23 protein-coding genes are annotated in these 21,206 nt (G+C 63.9%); 5 read left to right on the top strand and 18 right to left on the bottom strand.

The window, feature by feature from the left end:
• Positions 1 to 8: 8 nt before the first annotated feature.
• From Q0D44_RS15600 to Q0D44_RS15585, 4 genes are read right to left on the bottom strand one after another with little or no spacing between them, the layout of a single operon-like run.
• Complete coding sequence (locus Q0D44_RS15600; RefSeq protein WP_294137809.1) at positions 9 to 1,562, bottom strand: C1 family peptidase; 1,554 nt, start codon at positions 1,560 to 1,562, stop codon at positions 9 to 11.
• Positions 1,563 to 1,592: 30 nt separating this feature from the next.
• Positions 1,593 to 2,510 carry a hypothetical protein gene (locus tag Q0D44_RS15595; protein ID WP_294137805.1) on the bottom strand — a complete coding sequence of 306 codons (918 nt, stop codon included), beginning with the start codon at positions 2,508 to 2,510 and terminating at the stop codon, positions 1,593 to 1,595.
• A 59-nt stretch (positions 2,511 to 2,569) separates the two neighbouring features.
• Complete coding sequence (locus tag Q0D44_RS15590; RefSeq protein ID WP_294137803.1) at positions 2,570 to 4,201, bottom strand: SUMF1/EgtB/PvdO family nonheme iron enzyme; 1,632 nt, start codon at positions 4,199 to 4,201, stop codon at positions 2,570 to 2,572.
• Positions 4,198 to 4,836 (bottom strand): hypothetical protein, encoded by a 639-nt coding sequence (locus Q0D44_RS15585; RefSeq protein ID WP_294137800.1) that lies wholly within the window; start codon positions 4,834 to 4,836, stop codon positions 4,198 to 4,200. The genes Q0D44_RS15590 and Q0D44_RS15585 overlap by 4 nt, the downstream gene beginning before the upstream one ends.
• Positions 4,837 to 5,047: 211 nt before the next feature.
• Between Q0D44_RS15585 and Q0D44_RS15580 the strand changes: the two genes are divergently transcribed.
• Positions 5,048 to 6,676, top strand: coding sequence for a caspase family protein (locus Q0D44_RS15580; RefSeq protein WP_294137797.1), 1,629 nt, complete (start codon positions 5,048 to 5,050; stop codon positions 6,674 to 6,676).
• 11 nt (positions 6,677 to 6,687) lie between these two features.
• Here Q0D44_RS15580 and Q0D44_RS15575 read toward each other — a convergent pair whose 3' ends face one another.
• The gene (locus Q0D44_RS15575) at positions 6,688 to 7,335 is read right to left on the bottom strand and encodes a hypothetical protein (protein WP_294137790.1); all 648 of its coding nucleotides are present in this window, start codon (positions 7,333 to 7,335) and stop codon (positions 6,688 to 6,690) included.
• Here Q0D44_RS15575 and Q0D44_RS15570 point away from each other — a divergent pair.
• Positions 7,334 to 8,254, top strand: coding sequence for a toll/interleukin-1 receptor domain-containing protein (locus Q0D44_RS15570; protein WP_294137788.1), 921 nt, complete (start codon positions 7,334 to 7,336; stop codon positions 8,252 to 8,254). The two genes, Q0D44_RS15575 and Q0D44_RS15570, sit on opposite strands and share 2 nt — an antisense overlap.
• Positions 8,255 to 8,449: 195 nt before the next feature.
• Here Q0D44_RS15570 and Q0D44_RS15565 read toward each other — a convergent pair whose 3' ends face one another.
• Entirely contained in the window at positions 8,450 to 9,208 is a 759-nt protein-coding gene (locus Q0D44_RS15565) for a class II aldolase/adducin family protein (protein ID WP_294137787.1), read from the bottom strand.
• 226 nt (positions 9,209 to 9,434) lie between these two features.
• On the opposite strand from Q0D44_RS15565, the gene rpsU reads away from it, so the two are divergent.
• The 3 genes from rpsU (at position 9,435) to Q0D44_RS15550 (ending at position 11,186) form a co-directional block, all read left to right on the top strand.
• Complete coding sequence (gene rpsU, locus Q0D44_RS15560; RefSeq protein WP_006957190.1) at positions 9,435 to 9,641, top strand: 30S ribosomal protein S21; 207 nt, start codon at positions 9,435 to 9,437, stop codon at positions 9,639 to 9,641.
• Positions 9,642 to 9,713: 72 nt separating this feature from the next.
• On the top strand, positions 9,714 to 10,277 hold the full coding sequence (locus Q0D44_RS15555; RefSeq protein WP_294137780.1) for an FKBP-type peptidyl-prolyl cis-trans isomerase: 564 nt from the start codon (positions 9,714 to 9,716) through the stop codon (positions 10,275 to 10,277).
• A gap of 366 nt (positions 10,278 to 10,643) precedes the next feature.
• A complete protein-coding gene (locus Q0D44_RS15550; protein ID WP_294137777.1) occupies positions 10,644 to 11,186 on the top strand; it encodes a hypothetical protein in 543 nt (180 codons plus the stop codon).
• A gap of 79 nt (positions 11,187 to 11,265) precedes the next feature.
• Here Q0D44_RS15550 and Q0D44_RS15545 read toward each other — a convergent pair whose 3' ends face one another.
• The 12 genes from Q0D44_RS15545 to flgC form a co-directional block, all read right to left on the bottom strand.
• A complete protein-coding gene (locus Q0D44_RS15545; protein WP_294137774.1) occupies positions 11,266 to 12,318 on the bottom strand; it encodes a flagellar motor protein MotB in 1,053 nt (350 codons plus the stop codon).
• A 3-nt stretch (positions 12,319 to 12,321) separates the two neighbouring features.
• Positions 12,322 to 13,185 carry a flagellar motor stator protein MotA gene (gene motA / locus Q0D44_RS15540; RefSeq protein ID WP_217675505.1) on the bottom strand — a complete coding sequence of 288 codons (864 nt, stop codon included), beginning with the start codon at positions 13,183 to 13,185 and terminating at the stop codon, positions 12,322 to 12,324.
• Positions 13,186 to 13,310: 125 nt separating this feature from the next.
• A complete protein-coding gene (locus tag Q0D44_RS15535) occupies positions 13,311 to 14,156 on the bottom strand; it encodes a flagellin (RefSeq protein WP_294137772.1) in 846 nt (281 codons plus the stop codon).
• 19 nt (positions 14,157 to 14,175) lie between these two features.
• Positions 14,176 to 15,513, bottom strand: coding sequence for a flagellar hook-associated protein FlgK (gene flgK / locus Q0D44_RS15530; protein WP_294137770.1), 1,338 nt, complete (start codon positions 15,511 to 15,513; stop codon positions 14,176 to 14,178).
• Positions 15,510 to 15,821 (bottom strand): rod-binding protein, encoded by a 312-nt coding sequence (locus Q0D44_RS15525; protein WP_294137768.1) that lies wholly within the window; start codon positions 15,819 to 15,821, stop codon positions 15,510 to 15,512. Before Q0D44_RS15525 ends, flgK begins: the two co-directional genes overlap by 4 nt.
• Positions 15,821 to 16,939, bottom strand: coding sequence for a flagellar basal body P-ring protein FlgI (locus Q0D44_RS15520; RefSeq protein WP_294137762.1), 1,119 nt, complete (start codon positions 16,937 to 16,939; stop codon positions 15,821 to 15,823). The genes Q0D44_RS15525 and Q0D44_RS15520 overlap by 1 nt, the downstream gene beginning before the upstream one ends.
• A gap of 17 nt (positions 16,940 to 16,956) precedes the next feature.
• The gene (locus tag Q0D44_RS15515) at positions 16,957 to 17,634 is read right to left on the bottom strand and encodes a flagellar basal body L-ring protein FlgH (RefSeq protein ID WP_294137760.1); all 678 of its coding nucleotides are present in this window, start codon (positions 17,632 to 17,634) and stop codon (positions 16,957 to 16,959) included.
• 8 nt (positions 17,635 to 17,642) lie between these two features.
• Positions 17,643 to 18,431 (bottom strand): flagellar basal-body rod protein FlgG, encoded by a 789-nt coding sequence (flgG, locus tag Q0D44_RS15510; protein WP_294137757.1) that lies wholly within the window; start codon positions 18,429 to 18,431, stop codon positions 17,643 to 17,645.
• 71 nt (positions 18,432 to 18,502) lie between these two features.
• Complete coding sequence (locus tag Q0D44_RS15505) at positions 18,503 to 19,246, bottom strand: flagellar basal body rod protein FlgF (RefSeq protein WP_294137755.1); 744 nt, start codon at positions 19,244 to 19,246, stop codon at positions 18,503 to 18,505.
• Between the two features lie 26 nt (positions 19,247 to 19,272).
• Complete coding sequence (locus tag Q0D44_RS15500) at positions 19,273 to 20,118, bottom strand: flagellar hook-basal body complex protein (protein WP_294137750.1); 846 nt, start codon at positions 20,116 to 20,118, stop codon at positions 19,273 to 19,275.
• Between the two features lie 41 nt (positions 20,119 to 20,159).
• Entirely contained in the window at positions 20,160 to 20,816 is a 657-nt protein-coding gene (locus Q0D44_RS15495) for a flagellar hook capping FlgD N-terminal domain-containing protein (protein WP_294137747.1), read from the bottom strand.
• Positions 20,813 to 21,205, bottom strand: a complete 393-nt coding sequence (gene flgC / locus Q0D44_RS15490) for a flagellar basal body rod protein FlgC (RefSeq protein WP_294137745.1) — start codon at positions 21,203 to 21,205, stop codon at positions 20,813 to 20,815. The genes Q0D44_RS15495 and flgC overlap by 4 nt, the downstream gene beginning before the upstream one ends.
• Between the last annotated feature and the right edge of the window lies 1 nt (position 21,206).

Genomic DNA, 21,206 nt, shown 5'->3' with positions numbered 1-21,206 from the left:
CGTGGCGGTCAGTTGCTGGTGTGCAGGCGGACGAAGGCGGCGGACACGCCGTCACCGGGATGGCTGACCAGCTTGGCGCGCAGCCGCGTCAGAAACTGCCGTTCGGTGCCATTGACCACCTCATCATCGCCAAACAGCGGTTTGTCGGACGCCAGCGCGACGATCAACTCCGGGCCGAAGGGCGGGGCGACGGCATAGCGCTGCGCGGCCTTGGACAGACCGATCATCACTTGCCGCACCCCCTTGCGGTCGGGTTCGGGATGGCCGCGATGCAGTTCCACCGCGCTGCCATCGGCCTGCAGATAGATGATGCTGAGATATGGCCGCGCCGCTATGGTGGTCGCGCTGACGCCGAAAATCTCATTCTCCTTCATCGTCACCGGATCGCCCTCGCGCAACGCCCCTGCTTCGGTCAGCGCCGCGATCCGCGTCCCCGCGCGCGCCAGCGGAGCGGCCAGCGTCAGCGCCGCCTCGCATTGCGGCCAGGGCAAATGACGCACCTCGAACTTGGTCCTGGGGTCCGCCTTCAACGCGGCTTCGCGCAAGGCGGCGATCGCGTTCAGGTCGCCGGAAAAGCCCGACAGGCTAGCGCCCTTCACGCTGACGGCGCCGCAGGGCATGGCAGCGGCATGCTCAGTCACCATCTGCGCCGCACTCTTGGGCGCAGGCGGCGGCGCGCCGGGCGCTGCCGGTGCGACCGGCGCTTCGAGCGAATAGGCTTCCCCGGTCAGCAGCCGGAAGGTCGCATAGTCGATCCAGGCATAGCCCTTGTCGCCCCAGATCGGACCCCAGCTGTTCATGATGCGCAGCGCCTGCCGCTCCTCATCATAGCCCACGATCGCCATGGCGTGATAGCTGGCCTTGTCCGGCTTGTCGGCACGGGCATAGATGCCATTGCCCCGATGCGCCTTGAAATCGGCAGGCACCGGCATGGCGAAGATCACCGGCGCGCCGCGCGCCAGCGCACCCTTGACGTCGTCCAATATGATCGGCGTGCGCCAGTCGTCCTTCACTTCGCGGTCGACCGCGCGCCAGTCGAGCAGGCGATAATTGCCCGCCTTGGCTTTCAGCGCTTCGGGCGCGGGGATCGCGCATTTGGTCATATCGTCTGGGAAGTCGGCCAGGCTGACCGTCCCCTCGTTCTTGAGCAATGTCAGGGCCTGGACGATGCTGATCGTCCCGCTGCACGGCGATCCGGCAGGGCGCAGCCGGTTGTAAACATAGGCCGGGCTCATCTGGTCGGCGGGGGTGGCGGGCTGCACCGTCTTGTCGCGGAAGTTCAGGAATGTGCGCGCGGCATAGGTGGTCGCCCAGGCGACGCAATTGGGCTGCGGTCCCTGCGATCCGGGCGGCGGATAGGCGTTGGACAGGTCCACCCGCTTGGGCAGATAGGCGCGAAACCGCCCCTGCTTAGGCAGTTTCGCATAGTCTTCGGGAGAAACGGGTTCCGCGCCGGTCATGAAGTGCGGATCGTCCGCCTCCTGCGCCGATAGCGCCGAAAGGCCGACCCCCGATAGCGCCAGCAATGCCGCAACACCCCAGCTTCTGGCCCCATGCGTCATCGCCCGTTCCTCCCCTTGGATGTGCCGCTTTTAGAAGCGATAGCCGATGGTCAGCGTCACCGCGTCATAATCGAAATCATGCGAAAAGCTGCTCGTGCCATGGGTGTAGATCAGGCCGATGCGCAGTTGCTCCGCCTTGCTCTTCTGTTCCGCCTCGCGGGTGCGGACACCGATGCTCAGCGCCGCTTCATGGACATTTTCATAGGATTGCGGATCGTCGGTCAGCTTGGTCCAGGTGTAGCTGGCGCGCAGCGATCCCTGCCGCCCGCCGAACATCCGCCCCTTGAACGGCAGCTGATAGGCCACGCCATTGCGGAAGGTGAAAACATTTTCCTTCAGATAGAAGGCCGGATCGCGCCCCAGGCCCCAATCGGTGGTGGTGGACCAGCCGATCATATTGCCGATGGTCAGGTCGCCACGCCCCACTTGCGCGATCTTGTAGCGGCTGCTGGCCGACACGGTGATCAGGTCGCTGCTGGTCGATCCGAAAAAGGCACCCGCGTCGGTGACGCCATAGGCGATGCGCGGGGTGATCAGCCAGTTGGGCTGGACCGGTATCTCGATCCCGGTGGACAGCGTCCCCATCGTCGCGGTCGCGCCATTGTTGACGTGCAGGACGTTCAGCACCGGGTCGATCAGCACGCGCGCGCGACTGCCCTCGAACGGGCGCAGCGCCTTTTGATAGCGCAGCTCGTAGCGCTGGCCTTCATTGCCATAGGCACCCCAATAGGTGATCGCCGCGCCGATCGTATCGGCATCCCCCTCCATGTCGAAACCGGGCGTGTCCGGGTCATCGTCATAGTCCAGGTCATTAAGGTTCAGCGCCGTGGTCACCGCGCTATGTTGCAGGCTGTTGGGACTGCCCACCGTCGCCAGATAGGGCGCCGCCTGCGCCATCCCCGGCACAACTGCCATCAGTGCCGCCGTCGCCAGATATTTCTTCATCATCTCACCCCTGTTGCGGAACCGGCTTCCCTGACCGGTTCCTGACCCTCATTGAAAAACTGTCAGGACGTGCCGAGTATCTCGTCCGGGTCCAGATCACGTACGACCCGCAGTCCGGCATCCTGCCGTCGCTTGGATGGCGCGACGGTGAAGCGATTGGCCGATCGCAGCGCATCGGGCGCGCTTTCGAACGATCCCCCACGGATCACGCGCGTCCGGCACGACTGGTCGGTGCAGCCCGACGTCCATTCCCACACATTGCCTTGCATCTGGTTAAGGCCAAAGGCGTTGGCGGGGTAACCGTTTACGCTTTCGGGATAGCCGCGATAGGGCGCGGTGTCCGATCCGCGATAACGGGCGGTATGGTCATAATTGGCCTGGCTTGGGCTGATGTCATCGCCCCACGGAAAGGCGCTCGGCGTGCCGCCCCGGCTGGCATATTCCCACTCCGCCTCGGTCGGCAGGCGATAGGTACGCCCGGACTTGACCGTTAGCCAGGCCAGAAACGCCTGCGCATCCTCATAGCTGATGTCGGTCGCCGGGATCAGCGGATTGGGATTTTCCTTCGCCCAATTGCCCAGCTTCGTGCAGGCATTGTCGCGGACACAGCCATTCCATTCCGCGATCGTCACTTCATAGACACCGATCGCAAAGGGCCGCTCGATCCGCATATTGGTCTGCACCGGCTCGTCATTGCCACGTCCCGGCTCCGATGGGGGCGACCCGAACGGGGTGGTGCCGGCGGGAATGGCGCGCATCCACGGGCAATTGGCGCAATCATAGAAACGGTCGTTCGCCGCCCGGTCGCAGGAAATGAAGCAAGGCGGCGCGCCCTGAAGCCCATAGTCGAAGGTCGGCTTCTGGAAATTCTTGCCAGACGATAGCGCGACGCGATCCGATACGCGCTTCAAGGCATCGGCGATATTCTGCTGGGGGCGGCGGATTTCCTCGGCCAGCACTTTGGAAAAAATGCCATCGTCAAAGGCGAACTGGTCGGCGCTGGTGGAAAAAGCGACCAGATAGCCCTGGTCGGGCCGGATCGCGGCGGCAGGCGCGCGCACCATCCGGCGCAGCCCCTTGCTCCCGGCCAGCTCACCTACGGCGCTCGTCTCAACCCCGGTTTGGTCGGCGATCATCTGCGCCAGCGACGGCGGCGGCGCGGCCAGCACGTTGCGGCACATGTCGAGCACGATCAGCATCGTTTTCGCGCCCGACCCCAGCAGGTTGCGGGTCAGTGCGGCGCGGGTCAGCGTCGCCGTCTCCGCCGTCACGTCGCGCCCGGCATCGACCGGCAGCAGCATGACATCGCCATAGCTGCCCAGCGCCGCGCCATGGCCGGAAAAATAGAGCATCCCGAACGCCTTGGGACCGGCGGCCGTCAGCTTGGCGCGAAAATCGGCGATCGCGGCCAGCATCGCATCACGCGACAGGTCGCGGCGCACCTGCACCGGTCCTTCGCCACTCGCATCGACAAAGCCGGTGGCGTTGAGCGCAGTGGTGATCTTGTCGCCATCGGCATAGGTGGACGCCAGCCTGTCGAACGACTGGTAGGCACCATTGACGATCACCAGCGCCAGCCGGGGTTCGTCCGCGGCCTGCGCCGCTCCGCCGCCAGCCAGCAGCGCGCCCAGCAGGCCCAGCGCGGCCATGGCGCGGAACAGGGGCGCAAGAAACAAAGCAGCGCGCGCGATCATTTCGTGGCCTTGCGCGGCGCGAATTCCACTTGAGTGACGATCTGGTCGACCGCATCGACATGCAGCACTGCGTCATAGGCGCGCGCGGCCTTATACGGTTCGGCCGGGCCGCCGCCGAACAGCTTGGCAAGGAAGCCACCAAGGCCGCGCCCCTTCTGGCAATAGGGGCTGACCGTGACCATGCCGCCGCTCTTTTCAACCTCGTTCAGCCAGGCACCCAGCGGCGCGGGCGCTTCATTGGCGACAGGATAGGGCGAATCGAGATCGACCACGACGGTCTTGCCCCGCCGCAACGCGCCCTTAAGCGCGCGGTCGAACCGGGCAGGATCGGCAAAGCGAAGCGTGGGCTTGGCCACCGGCCGGTCGCAGGCTTTCAGCACGGCGGGCGCAGGAACGGGGGCTGGCCGCGTACTGACGGGATCGGCCGGACGCAGCTTCACTGGCGCAATCGCATTGGCGGCAGGAGGTTTAATTGCGGGAGCGGTTTGTTGCCCGTTCGCAACAACATTGGCGGGCGGCGCTTCGGGGGCGATGATGCGCACGCCGCGTCCCGCCGCGCCATCGGTCGCGTGGCCCGGCTGATCCTGCGGCGGTGTCGCGGGTGGGTTGGCCTGCGCCAGCGCGGCAGACGCCATGCCCAGCGAAAGTCCCGCAGAAGCAATGGTTAAGAAGCTTCTGACTATTATCATCGTTCCCCCCTGAGTCATGATATAGTTATTGCTCCCCCAACCATTATGAGATTATGGGGTTATGACTGAACAGGCAACAAAAAAGCGCGGGAGATTCCAAGTGGCGAAGGGGCGTCGTGGACTCTGGGCAACAGTATTAACGACTTTTGTCACAATATTGATATGTCCTTCGATCGCCAAAGCCGAAACACGCGCCCTGCTGGTCGGCGCCTGGCAGTTCCGCTCCTCCCTGATCATGGATCTGGCCGGTCCCGAAAATGATCTCCAGGCGATGGAAACAGTGATTCGCGGCCAGGGTGCCAGCGATGTCACAGTGTTGCGTAATGACGGCGTCAGCCGCACCACGGTTGAAACCGCGCTCCATGCTTTGGGGCTTCGCTCCAAACCGGGTGACTGGATCTTCCTTTATTATACCGGTCATGGCGCACTGGCCGAAGCCAGCATCAAGGGGACGCGCGACGGCGATACCGACCAGTTCCTGCCGCTGCCCGGTTTCGACCCCGACAGCAAGGACGCCGAACGCTTCATCGTCGACAAGGATTTCTACACCTGGCTTGCTCTCTATGTCCCGCGCGGGGTGCAGGTGCTGATGATGGCCGACACCTGCCATTCCGGCACATTGCACCGCTCGGTCGATCCGCGCGCCATGGGCATGACCCCGCGCCTGACGCTGGGCGGGCGCAATGTAGAGCTGGGATCACGCCCTGCGCCCCGCTTTGCCAGCACGCTCGCCTCGGTCGAGGGCGCGGCGCTCACCGCCACGCGGGATGATCTGCCCAACCTCTTCTATATCAGCGCCGCGGGCGACGATCAGGTCGCCTGGGAAAACGCTTTACCGGTCGAGGGCGCGCCGACGCGCGGGTTCCTCACCTGGTCGTTCGAGCAGGGGCTGACCACACCGCGCGCCGATGGCAAGGGCATGGCGGCCGATCAGGATGGCGATGGCAAGCTGACCATCGGCGAACTGGGCACCTATCTCAATGTCCAGGTCCGCATGTTGAGCGGCCAGCGGCAGGAAAGCAGCAGCATCATCCCGCCAGGCCGCGAAGGGCAGGGGCTGTTCGCCACCGTGCCTCCGCCGCCAGCGCCCCCGGTCGCCCCCCCGCTGCCCGGCCTCTATGTCGCGGACGTGAAGGCGCGCGCCAGCGTCACCGGTAATGACCATCCCTGGCGCATCCTGACCGATGGCAAGGGCGCGGATTTCGTCTGGGACACTGGTCGTCACGCCATGCTCCGCCGCACTGGCGACATGGTCGCGCAAAATGTCAAAACCCTGCCGCAACTGCGCGGCGTCATCGACAAATGGGCCGCGATCGAGGCGCTGCGCCCGCTCCTGTCGGAACAGCGCACCCGGCTGATGGTCGGCCCGCTCGACAATGGCGCGCGCTATCCGTCCGGCGCGCCCGTCACGCTGGCGCTGGCGCAGCAGGGGACCGCTCAGCCAGTCGCCGCGTCCCAATATGCGCCCCAATATGCAACAGTGTTCAACATAGCGTCGGACGGCACCGTCCAGCGCCTCTTCCCATCCGCCCCCTCTGACGGTGACGGTCGCCTAGCACCCGGCCAGTCGCTCCCGGTCCTCGAAAGCCAGGTCATCGCCCCCTATGGCGCAGACCATGTGGTCGCCCTGGTGACGCCCCAGCCGCCCGAAGCCTTCCGGGTCCTGTTGCGTACGGTTGAAAATCAGCGCGCCGCCGCCCGGCTGGTCGCGCCGATCCGCGATCTGCTGGCCAAGGCGCAGGGGCAGGCCAGCCTGTCGATCGGCGAACTTTATACCGGCAACTGACGATGCCGCTGTCAATTACTCAGGATTACCGTCCGGCTCTTGGCCGCGCTCTTATTGCCGATGTCGATGCGATATTGGCCCGACGCGCGCGGCGTCACGGCGCAGACCGGCGCATAATCGGCATTATCGTCCAGGCACAACTGCTTGCCCGACGCATCGAGCAGGCGGATATACATGCTAGTGCCGATGTCGCCGATCGCGCCGATGCGCAGCGGTTCGCCACCCTTGGCCGTCACGGTGAAGCGATAGGCGTTGCGCGCGCCGACATCCTGCACCCGCCGCACCAGCCCCTTGCCGAACGCCGACTCCGTCACGCCGCGCCCCGCCGCCGACTGGGCCAGCCGTATCTGCAACAGCAACGCCTGGTCGTCGCGCGCCAGCGCCTTGGCCTCGGCAAACAGCGCATCGGGCGAAAAGGCCGCGTCGCCCTCCGCCGGAGTCGCGCCATCGGTCATCGGCACTTGCTTGAGCATCCTTGCTGCGGTCAGCATCGCATGGGGATCGCCCTCGCGCCGCGCAAAGTCGGCAACCTGCCGCGCGGCAATCGCCTGCGCGAAGGGGTCGGCGGGTGTCTTGGCAACAGGCGCTGCATCCTGCGCCATCGCCCCGCTGGCCGCCAGCATCATCGCCCCACTTGCGATTAGGATTTTGCGCTTCATGTCCAACCCTTTCAGCAAGATCATCTCCATTCCCGTGGATACTGCCGCCATGGTCGGAAAGCCAGTGCTGAGCGGTGGCGCGGACCTGGCCAAACAATTGACCGCTCTGGTCGGCGGCGCGGGGGCAGGGCGCTATGCCGCCTTCATCAGCTACAGCCATGCCGATATGAAGGTCGCCCGCTGGCTGCACCGCGCGATCGAAAATTATCGCGTGCCAAAGGCGCTGGTCGGCACGCCGGGCGATCGCGGCCCGATCCCCGCCCGGTTGCGCCCGATTTTCCGCGATGAGGATGAACTGGCCGGGGCCGCCGAACTCGGCCCCAAATTGCAGGGGGCGCTCGCCCGCTCCGACGCGCTGATCGTCATCTGCTCGCCAAGCGCGGCCCGATCGATCTGGGTCGACAAGGAAATTCGCAGCTTCAAGACGATCAACCCGGACGCTTCGGTGTTCGCGCTGATCGCGGCGGGCAAACCCGGCGATCCGGCCACCGACTGTTTTCCAGCGCCCCTGCTGTTCGCCCTCGACGCCAAGGGCGAACTCGATCGCAGCCAGCCGCTCGAACCGCTTGCGCCCGATCTCCAGAAAAATGACCGCAATATCGTCAAGCTCAAGCTGATCGCCGGGCTGCTCGGCACCCCCTATGCCAGCCTCTACCGCCGCGACCAGCGCCGCAGCCGCCGGATCGCCGCGGCGCTCGGCGCCTTCGCCTTCCTGCTGATCGTCGTGCTGAGCGGCCTCTCGATCGCTGCCTTCACCTATGCCCGCATGGCGGTGCAACAGCGCAACGAGGCGCAGGCTGCGCGCAAACTGGCGGAAGAAAATGCCGACAAGGCCGAACGCCGCGCCTGGCTGGCCCAGGTCGCCGCGCAGGAGGTACGACGGCTGGCGGATGAGGGCGCGAGTTGTCCGCGGCCTTGATGCCGAACGAAAATATATCCGTTCGTGCTGAGTAGGGACTGAGCTTGTCGAAGGCCCGTATCGAAGCATCACACGCGGCGCTTGATCCTTCGATACGCCATTTGACCTACGGCCGTCTGCGACTCCGACTTCGCTCAATGGCTACTCAGAGCCTGCCCCCGCGAAGGCGGGGGACGAACGGCTGTAGAACCACCCTCAATCCCGCCAACTCCGGTCCACCCGGTCGATCAGCCTTACCATCGCCTGAAAATCCGGCACGCCCGGCCCGACCGGCAATTGCACCCCCGCCAGATCGCGCTGATGCACAGCGATCACGTCTGCGCTCAGTTCCACCGGCGTCCCCGCCGCGCCCGCTGCCACCTGAATCTCGCAGGCGCGCTGGAGCATCCATTGCTTCAAAAAGGCTTCGGGCAGGCTTTCCGCCATCACCAGCGTGCCATGGTTGCGCAGCATCATCACCCGCCTGTCGCCCAGATTGGCGATCAGCCGCTCGCCTTCCTCGCCGCGAATCGTGACGCCCTCAAAATCATGATAGGCGATCCGCCCGGCAAAGGCGGCGGCGTAGAAGCTGATCGGGCGCAGCCCTTCGACCGTGGCGCTCACAGCCATCCCCGCTGTCGTATGGGTATGGATGATGCAATGGGCGTCGGGCAAATGACGGTGGAACACGCTATGCTGGACAAAGCCCGCCCGGTTGACCGGATAGGGGCTGCCGTCCAGCACCGTGCCGTCAATGTCGATCTTGACCAGGTTGGACGCGGTCACCTCATGATAGCCAAGTCCGAACGGGTTGATCAGGAACGCGCTGTCCTCGCCCGGCACGCGCACGGTGATATGGTTATAGATGAGTTCGGACCAGCCGAGATGGTCGAATATGCGGTAGCAGGCGGCCAGTTGCTGGCGCGCCTCCCATTCGGCGGGGGATATGTCGGGGCGTTTTGCGGCGCTGGCCATGGGCGATCCTCTCTTATATAGTGGCAAATATTATCCACCTTCCGCGCACGTAAGTCTAGAGCGCGGGCTTTAGGGTTGAATTGCCGCGACTCTGCTGGTAGGGCGCGCCCCACACGGCGTAGGGTGACCTGCGACGACTCACAGGCTTTGCTATTGCGACGGGCTGTCGGGACGGATTGGAAAATCCCGGCACAACGCTCGTTTTCGATTGGAGATTGACGGACTTATGCAGATCATCGTTCGCGACAACAATGTCGACCAGGCCCTCCGCGCGCTCAAGAAGAAGCTGCAGCGTGAAGGCGTGTATCGCGAAATGAAGCTGCGTCGTCACTACGAGAAGCCCTCGGAAAAGCGCGCCCGTGAAAAGGCCGCTGCCGTGCGCCGCGCCCGCAAGATGGACCGCAAGCGCGCCGAGCGCGACGGCGCGAAGTAAGCGCCGCCGGGGCGGCCCGCGCCGTCCCGCTTTCCTGCTGCCTGTCCGCTCATAATTGCGAGAAGCTTCGCCATGTCCACAACGGCCGTTCCCCTTCGTCCTATCGCCAGGGGGTCTTTGACGCGCCTCTGGATTGGTGTCGCTGCGCTTGCGCTGGCGGCTGGCGGTCTGGCCTGGGCCGGGCAGCAGGGCATCGAAGCCTCGCCGTCCACCTTCATGGCGCAGAATGCCGATGCTGACGGCGTGATCACCACGCCATCGGGTCTGCAATATCAGGTGCTGACCGAAGGCACCGGGCCCAGCCCGACCACCGCCGACGTGGCGCTGGTGGGCTATAAGGGTACGCTGCTCGACGGCACCGTGTTCGACGAGAATCCGCAGGCACCGATGCCGATCGACGGCGTCGTCCCCGGCTTCTCCGAAGGCCTGCAAAAGATGAAGAAGGGCGGCAAATACCGCCTCTGGATCCCGCCGCAGCTTGGCTATGGCGATCAGGCCGCAGGGCCGATCCCCGCCGGCTCGATCCTGATCTTCGACGTCACCCTCCACGACTTCAAGTCGCGCGCCGAAATCATGCAGATGCAGCAGATGATGCAGCAACAGCAAGGCGCAGCAGGCGCCCAGCCGCCCCGCTAAGGGCGTGAAAAGCCGATGAGACAAAAGGGGCCGCCAAGTCGGCCCCTTTTTTGTGCGCCGGGCGGATGATGGTGGCGAGAAGCAACACGCCCTTCTCCCTTGGGGGAGAAGGATACGAAGCCTTGGCGACGAAGCCGTCTAGGCGAAGTTGGATGAGGGGAATCGACGCGAGTCGCGCGCGCTCGCATGAGGCCGTGACACCCTCTCCCAGCCACGACTAAGGCTGCAAGCATCCAACTCTGCGCAGCCCTCTCCCACAAGAGAGAGGGGTAGCGGGGAGTTCGCTAACGACCATTTTTTTGCCACTCTGCCGCCGATCGGAAAAGCCCATTTGCGGACGTTGGGCAGGTGGCTATAGCCGACTAAATGGCAAGATCTGAACGCGAGATCGGATGGGATAATGTGCTGATCGAGCGCGCTCGCAGCCTATTCATCGACACCGCTAGACGTTTCGACCTCCAATACGATTGGGATGAGACATCGCCAGTGGGAGTGGCCTGTATTTATCCTGCTCAGAGCGGGCTTGATTTTGATCTATGGCTATCGTTGAACGCCGACGAGTTCGTTTGCTCCGGCGATCAATGGTATGCGAGCCTCTCGCCAGCCGATGACGAAAATAAATGGGGTCTAATCGTTCAGTTGGTCGAAGGGCTGATAAACGGCGATGCTAGGCTGGTCCTGTACAAGGCAGTTGGATGGTCAAAGCCATATTGGACGGAAGTGCAGCTCCAAATTAATGGCCGATGGAAAAGCGTTTCCACTGGCGCAGGGTGCGCGATCCCTCCTGTGGTTCGGCCGACCATTATCCGAAATGGACACCAACCTAAAGTCGGCTTGTTCCGCCCGGCATTGGGATCGCTACTTGTGCTGATTGTGATTATTGGAACGGCTTACTGGATTTGGAATTAGGACGATATTGTCAGCTAGTTGAAAACGCTGCCCGATGGCCGACAGTCCCCTAACCACCCATCGCGTCACCCAACCATTCTCAATGCTTCCCCGGCTTGTTCGAAGTCCCAGGCGCTGTCGGGTTCAGCAGCGCGGCGCCGCCGGGCAGGCCGGTGCCGCCCATGTCCAGGCTCTGTGCCGCCTTTTTCGCCACGCGGGCCGGGTCGTCCCGTTCCTTGATCGCGGCCTTGGTTTCCGCGTCCATATCCTCGTCATCAGCGCTGTTGCCACCGCGGGTCCAGCCCAGGATGATCGACATGCGCCGGTTGCGCGGATCATAGGCGTCGTTCTTGATGAAGGGTTCGCGGTCGGCGACCCCTTCGATCCGGGCGAAGCGGGCATTGCCGATGCCGCTGTCGGCCAGCGCCCTGCGCGTCGATTCGGCGCGGGTCGATGACAGCAGCCAGTTGTTCATGGTCCGGCCCGACGCATAGGGCAGGCCATCGGTGTGGCCGCGCACGATCAGCGGGTTGGGCATGGTTTGCAGCACGGACGCGACTTCGCTGATCAGCGCGCGGGCCTGCGGCACCAGCCGGTCGGTGCCCATCGCGAACATCGCGAAATCCGCCTCGTCGATCAGGTCGATGCGCAGCCCTTCGCGGGTTTCGGTGAAGCGCACATTCTTGCGCAGCTTCGCCATCCCCTTCTGCCGCGCCATGCGCGCTTCCAGATCCTTCTTGATCGATTCAAATTTCTGCCGGTCGGCGGCTTTCATCGCCTTGCCGCCCTGGTCCTTCGTGCCGCTGGCATCGCGCGGAATGGTGATGGCCAGGCTGCCCTGACCACCGGTCGTCGGGTAATTTTCCTTCGCCATCATGCTGTCGCCACCGAACATGCCATTCGACCCGGCCGAATTTTCCTTGGTCTGCACCAAAGTGGGCGTGAAATAGTCGGCCAGCCCCTTGCGCTGCTTTTCGGTGGTCGCGCCCAGCAGCCACATGAGCAGGAAAAACGCCATCATCGCCGTCACGAAGTCGGCATAGGCGACTTTCCATGCGCCGCCATGATGGCCGCCATGGCCATCGACGATGATCTTCTTGACGATGATTGGCCGGGGTTCAGGCTCGTTCGCGCCGCGCTTTTTTTCCGCCATGGCTTATTTGCCCCGCATACCGTCGAACACTTCGGCAAAGCCGGGCTGGTTGGCATGGGTCAGGCCGGAACGGGCCGCCTCGATCACCAGCGGCTGCGGGTGACCGTGGAGCGAGGCGACGATGATCTGCTTGACGACATGATAGATCGCCCCGTCCGCCTCGATCACGCTGCGGCAGCGGTTGGCGAAGGGATTGACCATGCCATAGGCGAGCAGGATGCCCAGGAAGGTGCCGACCAGCGCCGAACCGATCATCGCACCCAAAATCGCGGGTGGCTGATCGATCGACCCCATCGTCTTGACCACGCCCAGCACCGCCGCAACGATGCCGAGCGCCGGCAGCGCGTCGGCCAGGCCTTGCAGATTGTCCGCCGGCTTGATCGCTTCGTGGTGATGGGTCTTGAGGCTGTTGTCCATCACCTCTTCCACCGCGTGCGGATCGAGCGTGCCGGACGAGATGACGACCAGACGCAGCGTATCGCTGATCAGGTGGACCAGCGCCTTGTCCTTCATCAGCTTGGGATATTCGGTGAAGATGGTGGAGGTCGAAGGGTCCTCGATATGCGGCTCCAGCGCCACCGGCCCTTCGACCCGCAGCGTTTTCATGAGCTTGGACACCAGAAAGATGCAGTCCAGAAAATCCTGCTTCTTATATTTGGCACCCTTGAACACCTTGCCCAGGCCGCCGCCCAGCGCCTTGAGGTCCGATCCGCTATTGCCGATGATGAGCGCGCCGACGGCCGCGCCGCCGATGATCAGCATTTCGTGGGGCAGGGCATGAAGCACCGGGCCAAGATCGCCGCCGGTGAAGGCGAAGCCGCCGAACACCATGACGAGCAGGACGACCAGTCCAATGGCAGCGAACATGAAACTATCCCCGATATAAGCACCCGGAAGCGGTAAGCCCCGGCGGCGCCACCAGGGGCGCCTGTCATGTGGTTAATACGGACTGGTTAGCGTCCGGTTTAGGACGACGATTTATTTTCGTCAGATCAGCTGATCAGGTCGAACAAAGTCTGCTGGTTGATCCGGGCAAAGGCCGATTGCGCGGCTTCCAGCTGCATCAGCTGTGCCTTCACATTGGATATGACTTCGGTCAGGTCCGTCGATTCGAGCGCGGCGCGCCGTTCGGTGAGGTCCAGGTCGATGTCGGTCAGCCGTTCGCCGACCACATCCAGCCGGTTGCTCCGCACGCCCTGCCGCGCCAGTTCGACCGTGATATGGCTTTGCCCGACCTTGATCGCATCCAGGCCCGCCCCAATGGCGGCATCGTCGCCATTTTGCAGCGCGGCGATGCTCTGGGCCAATATCCCGTCGATCGACATCGGCGTGCCGTTGACGTCGATCCCTTCGGACACGTCCTGCCGGGTCGCGACGACCGCCAGATTGAGGCCACGGCTGACCGGCACCAGCACGCTCTGCTGGTCGTCGAACACCGATACGCCCTGATAGTCGGTCTGGTTCAGCAATTCGTTGATCGTCGTGCGGATAGTCGCCATTTCTTCGAAGATCGCGATGCGGCTGGTGTCGTTGAGCGATCCGTTGCGCGCGGACGTCACCAGTTCCTGCGCGCGGGTCAAAAGATTATTGACCTCGTCCAGATTGGCTTCGGCGTTCGCGGCGCGAGTCTTGCCATAGCTGATATTGGCCTGCCATGCCGACTGCTGCGCCTGCGCCCGGCCCACATCGGACACCTGCACCCAGGCGAGTGCATCGTCCGACGGCTTGTTGAGCGTGATGCCGGTGGAAATGGCGGTCTGCCCGTCGACGATATTCTGCGACAATTGCTGTTGCCGGCGGATTTCGGCGAGCATGATCTTGTTGGTGATACCTACCATGGCTCAGCCCTTTCGCGGCTCAGAGAATCTGAAGGATGGAATCGACGGTTTCCTTGGCGACCTGCAAAATCTTGGCACTGGCCGAATAGGCCTGCTGGATGCGCAGAAGGTCGGCCGCTTCCATGTCGAGATCGACCCCGCTCACCGCTTCGCGCGCGGCAACCGCCTGGTCGCTGCGGCTTTGCGCGGTGGTGTTGTCCGCCTTCGCCCCCGCCAGCAGATTGCCATGCGTGGCGATCAGCGCAGTCCAGTCCTGTTCGACGCTGCCATTGCCGCGCAGGGTGGATGTGACGGTCAGCAGATTGCCGTTCAGCGTCCCGTTGGCCGATTTGGTGGCCAGTTCCGCCGGATCGGTGATCAGCGCCGCAACGCTGGCCGCGCCGCCGCCATAGGACAGCAACGGCGCGCCTGCACCCCCGGCATCGGTCACGCCCTGCGCGTGCCAGGCGTTCATGTCGGTCACGAATTTCTCGGCGATCGTGTCCAGGCTGGCGCGACGGTCGGCCACCGTATCGGCGGCGGAAAACAGGCCGCCCAGCGTGCCATTGGCCGGCGTCGCCAGCGCGGTGCCATCGGCCAGCGTCAGGTTCAGCGTGCCGTCGGCATTGCTGGCTACCGCCAGGCTGGTGGCGGTATCGCCCTGCACCAGCGTCTGCCCGTCAAAGCTGATCTGCGCACTGTCATGCGCGCCAAAGCTGATCGTGACGTTCAGATTTTCGGTCAGATCCTGCAAGGCGGCGTCGCGGCTGTCGAGCAACTGCGCATAGGCAGAGGTGCCCGGCTGCGCGCGCAACAGGCTGTTGTTGATATCGGCCAGTGATTCAAGCGAGCGATTGATCGTGCTGACCGATGCATCCGCCTCGGTCGCGATCCCCTCCGACACCGCTTTCAGATCGGCTGCCGTCTGGGTAAAGGCCTGCGCGACGCGGCTGATGCTGTCGAGTGTCGTCACCCGCAAGGACGTGTCGGACGGGCTGGCGGCCAGCTTCTCCATATTCTGGAACATGCCGGTCATCAGCGCGCCAATGCCGGTGCCGGTGTCGTTGAGCGCATTTTCAGCATCGCTCAGCCAGCGCAACCGCGCGGTCGAGCTGCCCAGCGCCATGCCGGTCATCCGCACGGTCGCATCCAGATAGGGGTCGGTGCCGCGATTGATGCTCACCACCTGCGTGCCGCCGAAATTCCCTTTCGACACATACATGGCCATGGTGGCGGTAGACGCGCCGGATTCCGCGGTCGTCACGGACCGGCGGGCATAGCCGTCGGTGCTGGCATTGGCGATATTCTCGCCAATCGCTGCCATCGCGGTACGATAGGCGCGGGTGCCGGACGCCCCGATGATGAACAGGTCGCTCATGGCGCGATCGTTCCAGCGGGTGCGTCAGGCGCAGGTTTCGCGCCGAACTGTTTGATCAGCAACTGGGCGATACCCATGCTGTTGCCGCTCGCCATGGCGTCGGCGGTGCGGGAATCCGCCATCGACTGAAATTGCTCGGTCGCGCTGGAATCGGAAATACCCTCGGCCAGGCTGGCCGATCGCATCGCGCCGATCATCTGGCGCAGGAAGATCGCCTCGAACTGCTGCGCGGTCTTTTCCAGACTGGCCTTGTTCGCGGACGCTGCGCCGGACGTGGCGGTCGCGGAGGATGTCGAGTTAACCTGCATCACAATACCACCAATTCGGCTTTCATCGCGCCCGCTTGTTTGAGGGCTTCAAGGATCGCGACCATATCGGCAGGAGATGCACCGATGGCGTTGACCGCCTTGACTATATCGGCCAGCGACGCCCCACCTTTAAAATTAACCATAGGTTTTTTCTGCTCGTCGATGCTGATGTTGCTCGACTCTTCCTGCGCCGTCTCGCCCCGGCTGAATGGCGCGGGCTGGACGATGCGCGGGCTTTCATTGACGCTGACGGTCAATTTGCCATGGGCGACGGCGGCGGGATGGATGCGCACCGCGCCATTGATGACGACCGTGCCGGTGCGCGCGTTGACGATGACCTTGGCGGGCGCATCGGCCGGCGAAATCTCGATATTCTCGATCATGCCCATCATCAGGATGCGGTCCTCCGCCCCCGGAATGGCGTCGATCGTCACCGATACCGCATCCATGGCGCGGGCGCGGCGATCGCCAAAGGCGCGGTTGATCCCGTCCGCAACGCGCAGCGCGGTGGTGAGGTCCGCTTCAGCGAGGTTGAAGGTCAGCGTCGGCGCGGTATCGAAGCCGGTCGCGACCGCACGCTCCACCGTAGCGCCGCCGGGGATGCGCCCGGCAGAGGGAATATTGACCGAAACCTGGCTGCCATCGGCGCCGGATACGCCCAGGCCGCCCACGGCCAGATTGCCCTGCGCCATGGCGTAGATTTCATTGTCCGCGCCGCGGAGCGGGGTCAGGATCAGCGTGCCGCCGCGCAGCGACTTGGCCTTGCCCAGCGCCGACACGGTGATGTCCAGCCGCTGGCCGGGCTTGGAAAAGGCGGGCAGATCGGCGGTGACCAGCACCGCCGCCGCATTTTTGAGCGCGGGGTTGATCCCCTGCGGCAGCGTCAGGCCAAAGCGTGATACGACGCCCTTCATGCCCTCGGTCGCATATTGCAGACTGTCGTCGCCAGTGCCGGCCAGACCCACGACGATGCCATAGCCGGTAAGCTGGTTGGGGCGTACGCCCTGGAACGTCCCCAGATCCTTCACCCGCTCCGCCTGTGCGGGAACGGCGAAGGACGCCAGCACGGCCAGCACCAGCAGCGTCAGGAAGCGGATCGGATGCAGGGCAAGGATCATGGCTGGGAAACGCTCCATCAAAACGGGCTGATCTTTGAGAAGAAACTCTGCAACCAGCCCTGTTTGCTGGCGCGGGCAATCTCGCCCTTGCCGGTGTAGATGATCTTGGCATCGGCCACGCGGGTCGATGCGATGCGGTTGTCCGGGCCGATATCGGCCTGACGGACAAGGCCGCTGATCTGGATGAACTCGTCGCCGCGATTGAGCGTCAGCGCCTTCTCCCCCTTCACCAGCATGGTGCCGTTGGGGTAGGTTGCCGCGATCGTCACGGTAATTTCGCCCGACAGCGCGTTGGACTGGGTTGCTCCGCCCTTGCCGGTAAAGGCATTCTGGCCGCCCATGGCGACGTCGCTCGCCGAAAACAGCTTGGACAGCACGCCGGTCGATGGCGGAGTCAGGCCCAGATTGCCGTCGCGGCTGGTGTCGGCGCTGTTGCTCTTGGTCGCCTGCGTCCGTTCGACCAGCACGATGGTGATGATGTCGCCCACCGCCGTGGCGCGCGCGCCGCTGGTCAGCGGGGTGTAGCCCATGGAGGCCTGAAAGATCGAACCGTTGGATGGCGGCGCGACCGGCTGCGCCAGGACGGTCGGCGCATAGAGCGCCCGCTCTGCCTCGCGCTTCTTCCCCGCATAAGCGGGGGCGGCGGCCAGAGCGACCAGCGATGTGGCCGTGAAGGCGATGAGGATGGTGCGCATCAGTCCGATCACATATTCTGGTTGACGTACTGGAGCATCTCGTCGGTGGCCTTGATCATCTTGCTGTTGACCTCATAGGCGCGCTGGGTCTCGATCATGTCGACCAGTTCCTCGACGACATTGACGTTCGATGTTTCCAGACTGCCCGACCGGATCGATCCGCGTCCTTCCAGACCGGCAACGCCAACCTGCGGCGTGCCGCTGGCGGCGCTTTCGACCAGCAGATTGCCGCCGATCGCCGAAAGCCCCGCCGCATTCATGAAGGTCGCCAGCTCGATCTGGCCCAGCTGCGTGGGCGTCGCTTCGCCCTGGAGCGTGGCGGAGACCGTGCCGTCATTGCCGACCGTCACTGATGTTGCGCCTTCGGGCACGGTCACCTGCGGGATCAATGGCAGGCCGTCGCTGGTGACGACCGTGCCTTCGGCGGTAACGCTGAAATTGCCTGCGCGGGTATAGGCGATGGAGCCGTCAGGGCGCTGCACCTGAAAGAAGCCCGATCCCTCGATCGCCATGTCCAGCGCATTGCCGGTCTGGGTCAGCGTGCCCTGCGTATTGATCTTGCTGGTGCCTTGGAGCGAAACGCCGGAGCCAAGGTTGAGACCGGTGGCGAACTTGTTTTCGCTGTCCGAATTGGCGCCTGCCGCGATCATCTGCTGATAGGCGAGCGTTTCAAAATCGGCGCGGTCGCGCTTGAAGCCGGTGGTGTTGACGTTCGCCAGGTTGTTGGCGATCACGCGCATCTTGGTGTTCTGCGCATCGAGGCCGGTGCGGGCGACATGAAGGGCGGCGTTGCTCATCGTCTCATCTCCGTAAGGCGTCGCAGTGAAGGGACGCCTGATGCCTCAATCAAAGCAAGGTTCGTGCCAGTTTAACTGTCGAGCCGCATCAGCGATGCGCCGCCATCGTCCAGCTGCTTGGCGGTGTCGATCAGCTTGACCTGCGTTTCAAACGCGCGGCTCGCCTCGATCATCTGGACGAGCGCGCTGGTCGCGTTGACGTTCGATCCTTCGATCGATCCGCTGGTGACGGTCGCCAGCGGGTCTTGCGGCAATGCGCCGCCATTGACTTCGCGGAACAGGCCGTCGGTGCTTTTGGCAATGCCGGACCCGGCCGCATTGACCAGTTTCAGCGCATCGATCCGCTGCGGATTGGCCGCGTCGCCGCCCTGCGGCACGCCCCAAATGCTGCCATCCTGGGCGATCGACACGCTGTCCATCTGCGGCAGGGTGATGGGACCGCCTTCGCCTAATACGGGCAGGCCGTCGCCGGTGGTCAGCAGGCCGCTGTCACTGATTTTCAGGTCGCCGCGCCGTGTATAGGCTTCGCTGCCGTCGGCACCCTGAACGGCGAGCAGAGCATCGCCATTCAGGGCCACGTCGAGCGCATTGCCCGTCTGGGTGACCGCGCCTTGCGCCATGTCGGCGGCGATCACCTGTTCGGATGCCTGTGCGCGGGTGTCGAACGTATCGCCCTTGATCCAGCGCGTCTCGGCATTGGCGATTTCGGCGCGAAAGCCCACCGTATTGGCGTTCGCGAGATTGTTCGCGATCGACGCCTGCCGGGCCATTGCGCCGCGCATCGCGGTAAGTGCCGTATTGACGAGCCGGTCCATGGACGAAGCCTCCTAACCCGTTGCGTTTACGTACGAAGGTTGACGATGGTGGTGGTCAGCGTGTTGGCTGCCTCGATCGCCTTGCTGTTCGCCTGGAAATTGCGCTGCGCCGCGATCAGCGACACCAGTTCGTCGGTGATGTCGACGTTGGAGCGTTCCAGCGACCCGGAGTTGACCGCGCCGAACATGCCTGTGTTGGCGGTGCCCAGGATTGGATCGCCGCTCGCCACGGTCGATGACCAGTGCGCGTCGCCTTCCTGCCGCAGACCTTCCTGGCTGTTGAAGGAGGCCATCGCCACCTGACCCAGATAGGCGGTGCTGCCATCGGCATAGATGGCCGATACCAGGCCGTCCTTGGCCACGCCCACGCTGGTCAGCTGCGCGCCGCCCGCCTGACCCAGATAGGTGGTCGGCACCTGAAGATCGGTCAGCGCTGCTGGCGTGGTCGCCGCTGTCGGCGCTGTGGTCAGCGCACCGGTGGTGGCATTGACTGGGAACACCTGAATACGCGATCCGGTGGTGTCGACGGCATAGCGGTCATCATCCACCGCGAACGCGCCGTTGCGGGTGTAGCTGATCGTGCCATCTTCTGCCTTGACCGTGAAATAGCCTTCGCCGGTGATCGCCAGATCCAGCGTCTTGTCGGTGGTTTCGATCGTGCCCTGCGTGAACTGCTGGGTGATGCCCTGCACGCGCACGCCCTGACCCGCGACCTGATTGGTGGTCTGCATCGGCGCGGCCGCGAAAATGTCGCCAAACTGCGCTTTGCTCTTCTTGAACGCGGTCGAATTGACGTTGGCGACGTTGTTGGAAATGGCCGACAAATCGGCCTGCGCGCCCTTGAGGCCGGAGAGAGAGATGTAGAAGGACATGGCGTAACTCCTTGGGTGAAAAGGATATTGTAAAAGAAAATTTAGCTGAGGCTGAGCGCGTCCGACGGACTATAGGTGCCGAGCGCGGTGATGAGTTTGGACGATGATCCGTCCGCCGGTGACTGGACGGCGGCGATGGTGGCCCAGGTCGCGACCTTGCTGGGCGTCGCGCCATTGACCTTGACCTGAAGCGCGGCGGTGGAAACCGTCGCCCCGGTGTCGTCCTTGCCATCCCAGTAGAAGCTGACATCGCCTGCTGGCTGTGATCCCAGATCGATCGACTTGACGACATTGCCGCTGGCATCGACCAGATCGACCGATGCGCCATCGACCGCAGCGGGCAGGGTGATCTGCCCGGCATAAAGGCCACTGGCGTCGGGCGCGGCGATATTGCTCTGCACCAGCATCGACCGGCCGATCCAGCTGGCCGCATCGCCAATGCGCGTGCCGGTCAGCTGTTCCTTGATCGACGCCAGATTGGCGTTCATTTCGGCAATGCCGCTCGAATTGGTGATGGTCGCCATCTGCGACACCATTTCGGCGTTATCGACCGGCTCGAACGGGTCCTGGGTCTGCATCTGCGCGGTGAGCAGGCGCAGGAAATCCTCCTGCCCCATTTGCGACTTGCCGGTGCCGACTTTCGCAGTCGGATTATAGACCGAAAGCCCGGCGCTGTCGGTGACGGTAGAGGTCGTCATTTGCCGATCCTTATGGTTTCGAGCATCAGGGATTTGGCGGTGTTGAGCACCTGCACATTGTTCTGGTACATGCGCGCCGTCTCGATCATGTCGATCATCTCGGCATTGCTATCGACCGCCGCTTCCCACACATCGCCATTGGCATCGGCCAGCGGATGGTTGGGATCATGGCGCTTGGTCGGCTGCGCGTCGGTGGTGACCACCTGCGACACCTTGACCGTCGACACGCCGGGACTGTCGGTAACCGACTGGAACACCGGCTTGATCGCGCGATAGGCTTCGCCCGCGCTGCCGGTGACGTTGCCGGCGTTTGCCATGTTGGAAGCCGTGGCGTTCAGACGCACCAGCTGCGCGCTCATGGCGCGACCGGCAATGTCAAAGACGTTCATG

It is taken from the genome of Sphingobium sp., assembly GCA_023266575.1.
In the GTDB taxonomy this organism is placed as follows: Bacteria; Pseudomonadota; Alphaproteobacteria; order Sphingomonadales; family Sphingomonadaceae; genus Sphingobium.
This window is presented reverse-complemented; position numbering and strand designations above follow the sequence as displayed.

Excerpts from the sequence above, each read along its gene's own strand:
- Q0D44_RS15595 (WP_294137805.1), bottom strand. The coding sequence starts at position 2,510 with ATGATGAAGAAATATCTGGCGACGGCGGCACTGATGGCAGTTGTGCCG.
- Q0D44_RS15555 (WP_294137780.1), top strand. The coding sequence starts at position 9,714 with ATGTCCACAACGGCCGTTCCCCTTCGTCCTATCGCCAGGGGGTCTTTG.
- Q0D44_RS15515 (WP_294137760.1), bottom strand. The coding sequence starts at position 17,634 with ATGCGCACCATCCTCATCGCCTTCACGGCCACATCGCTGGTCGCTCTG.
- Q0D44_RS15600 (WP_294137809.1), bottom strand. The coding sequence starts at position 1,562 with ATGACGCATGGGGCCAGAAGCTGGGGTGTTGCGGCATTGCTGGCGCTA.
- flgG (WP_294137757.1), bottom strand. The coding sequence starts at position 18,431 with ATGAGCAACGCCGCCCTTCATGTCGCCCGCACCGGCCTCGATGCGCAG.
- Q0D44_RS15550 (WP_294137777.1), top strand. The coding sequence starts at position 10,644 with ATGGCAAGATCTGAACGCGAGATCGGATGGGATAATGTGCTGATCGAG.
- Q0D44_RS15500 (WP_294137750.1), bottom strand. The coding sequence starts at position 20,118 with ATGTCCTTCTACATCTCTCTCTCCGGCCTCAAGGGCGCGCAGGCCGAT.
- Q0D44_RS15495 (WP_294137747.1), bottom strand. The coding sequence starts at position 20,816 with ATGACGACCTCTACCGTCACCGACAGCGCCGGGCTTTCGGTCTATAAT.
- Q0D44_RS15520 (WP_294137762.1), bottom strand. The coding sequence starts at position 16,939 with ATGATCCTTGCCCTGCATCCGATCCGCTTCCTGACGCTGCTGGTGCTG.
- Q0D44_RS15535 (WP_294137772.1), bottom strand. The coding sequence starts at position 14,156 with ATGGTAGGTATCACCAACAAGATCATGCTCGCCGAAATCCGCCGGCAA.
- motA (WP_217675505.1), bottom strand. The coding sequence starts at position 13,185 with ATGTTCGCTGCCATTGGACTGGTCGTCCTGCTCGTCATGGTGTTCGGC.
- Q0D44_RS15545 (WP_294137774.1), bottom strand. The coding sequence starts at position 12,318 with ATGGCGGAAAAAAAGCGCGGCGCGAACGAGCCTGAACCCCGGCCAATC.
- rpsU (WP_006957190.1), top strand. The coding sequence starts at position 9,435 with ATGCAGATCATCGTTCGCGACAACAATGTCGACCAGGCCCTCCGCGCG.
- flgC (WP_294137745.1), bottom strand. The coding sequence starts at position 21,205 with ATGAACGTCTTTGACATTGCCGGTCGCGCCATGAGCGCGCAGCTGGTG.
- Q0D44_RS15505 (WP_294137755.1), bottom strand. The coding sequence starts at position 19,246 with ATGGACCGGCTCGTCAATACGGCACTTACCGCGATGCGCGGCGCAATG.
- Q0D44_RS15565 (WP_294137787.1), bottom strand. The coding sequence starts at position 9,208 with ATGGCCAGCGCCGCAAAACGCCCCGACATATCCCCCGCCGAATGGGAG.
- Q0D44_RS15525 (WP_294137768.1), bottom strand. The coding sequence starts at position 15,821 with ATGCAGGTTAACTCGACATCCTCCGCGACCGCCACGTCCGGCGCAGCG.
- flgK (WP_294137770.1), bottom strand. The coding sequence starts at position 15,513 with ATGAGCGACCTGTTCATCATCGGGGCGTCCGGCACCCGCGCCTATCGT.
- Q0D44_RS15590 (WP_294137803.1), bottom strand. The coding sequence starts at position 4,201 with ATGATCGCGCGCGCTGCTTTGTTTCTTGCGCCCCTGTTCCGCGCCATG.
- Q0D44_RS15575 (WP_294137790.1), bottom strand. The coding sequence starts at position 7,335 with ATGAAGCGCAAAATCCTAATCGCAAGTGGGGCGATGATGCTGGCGGCC.
- Q0D44_RS15585 (WP_294137800.1), bottom strand. The coding sequence starts at position 4,836 with ATGGCGTCTGCCGCGCTGGCGCAGGCCAACCCACCCGCGACACCGCCG.
- Q0D44_RS15570 (WP_294137788.1), top strand. The coding sequence starts at position 7,334 with ATGTCCAACCCTTTCAGCAAGATCATCTCCATTCCCGTGGATACTGCC.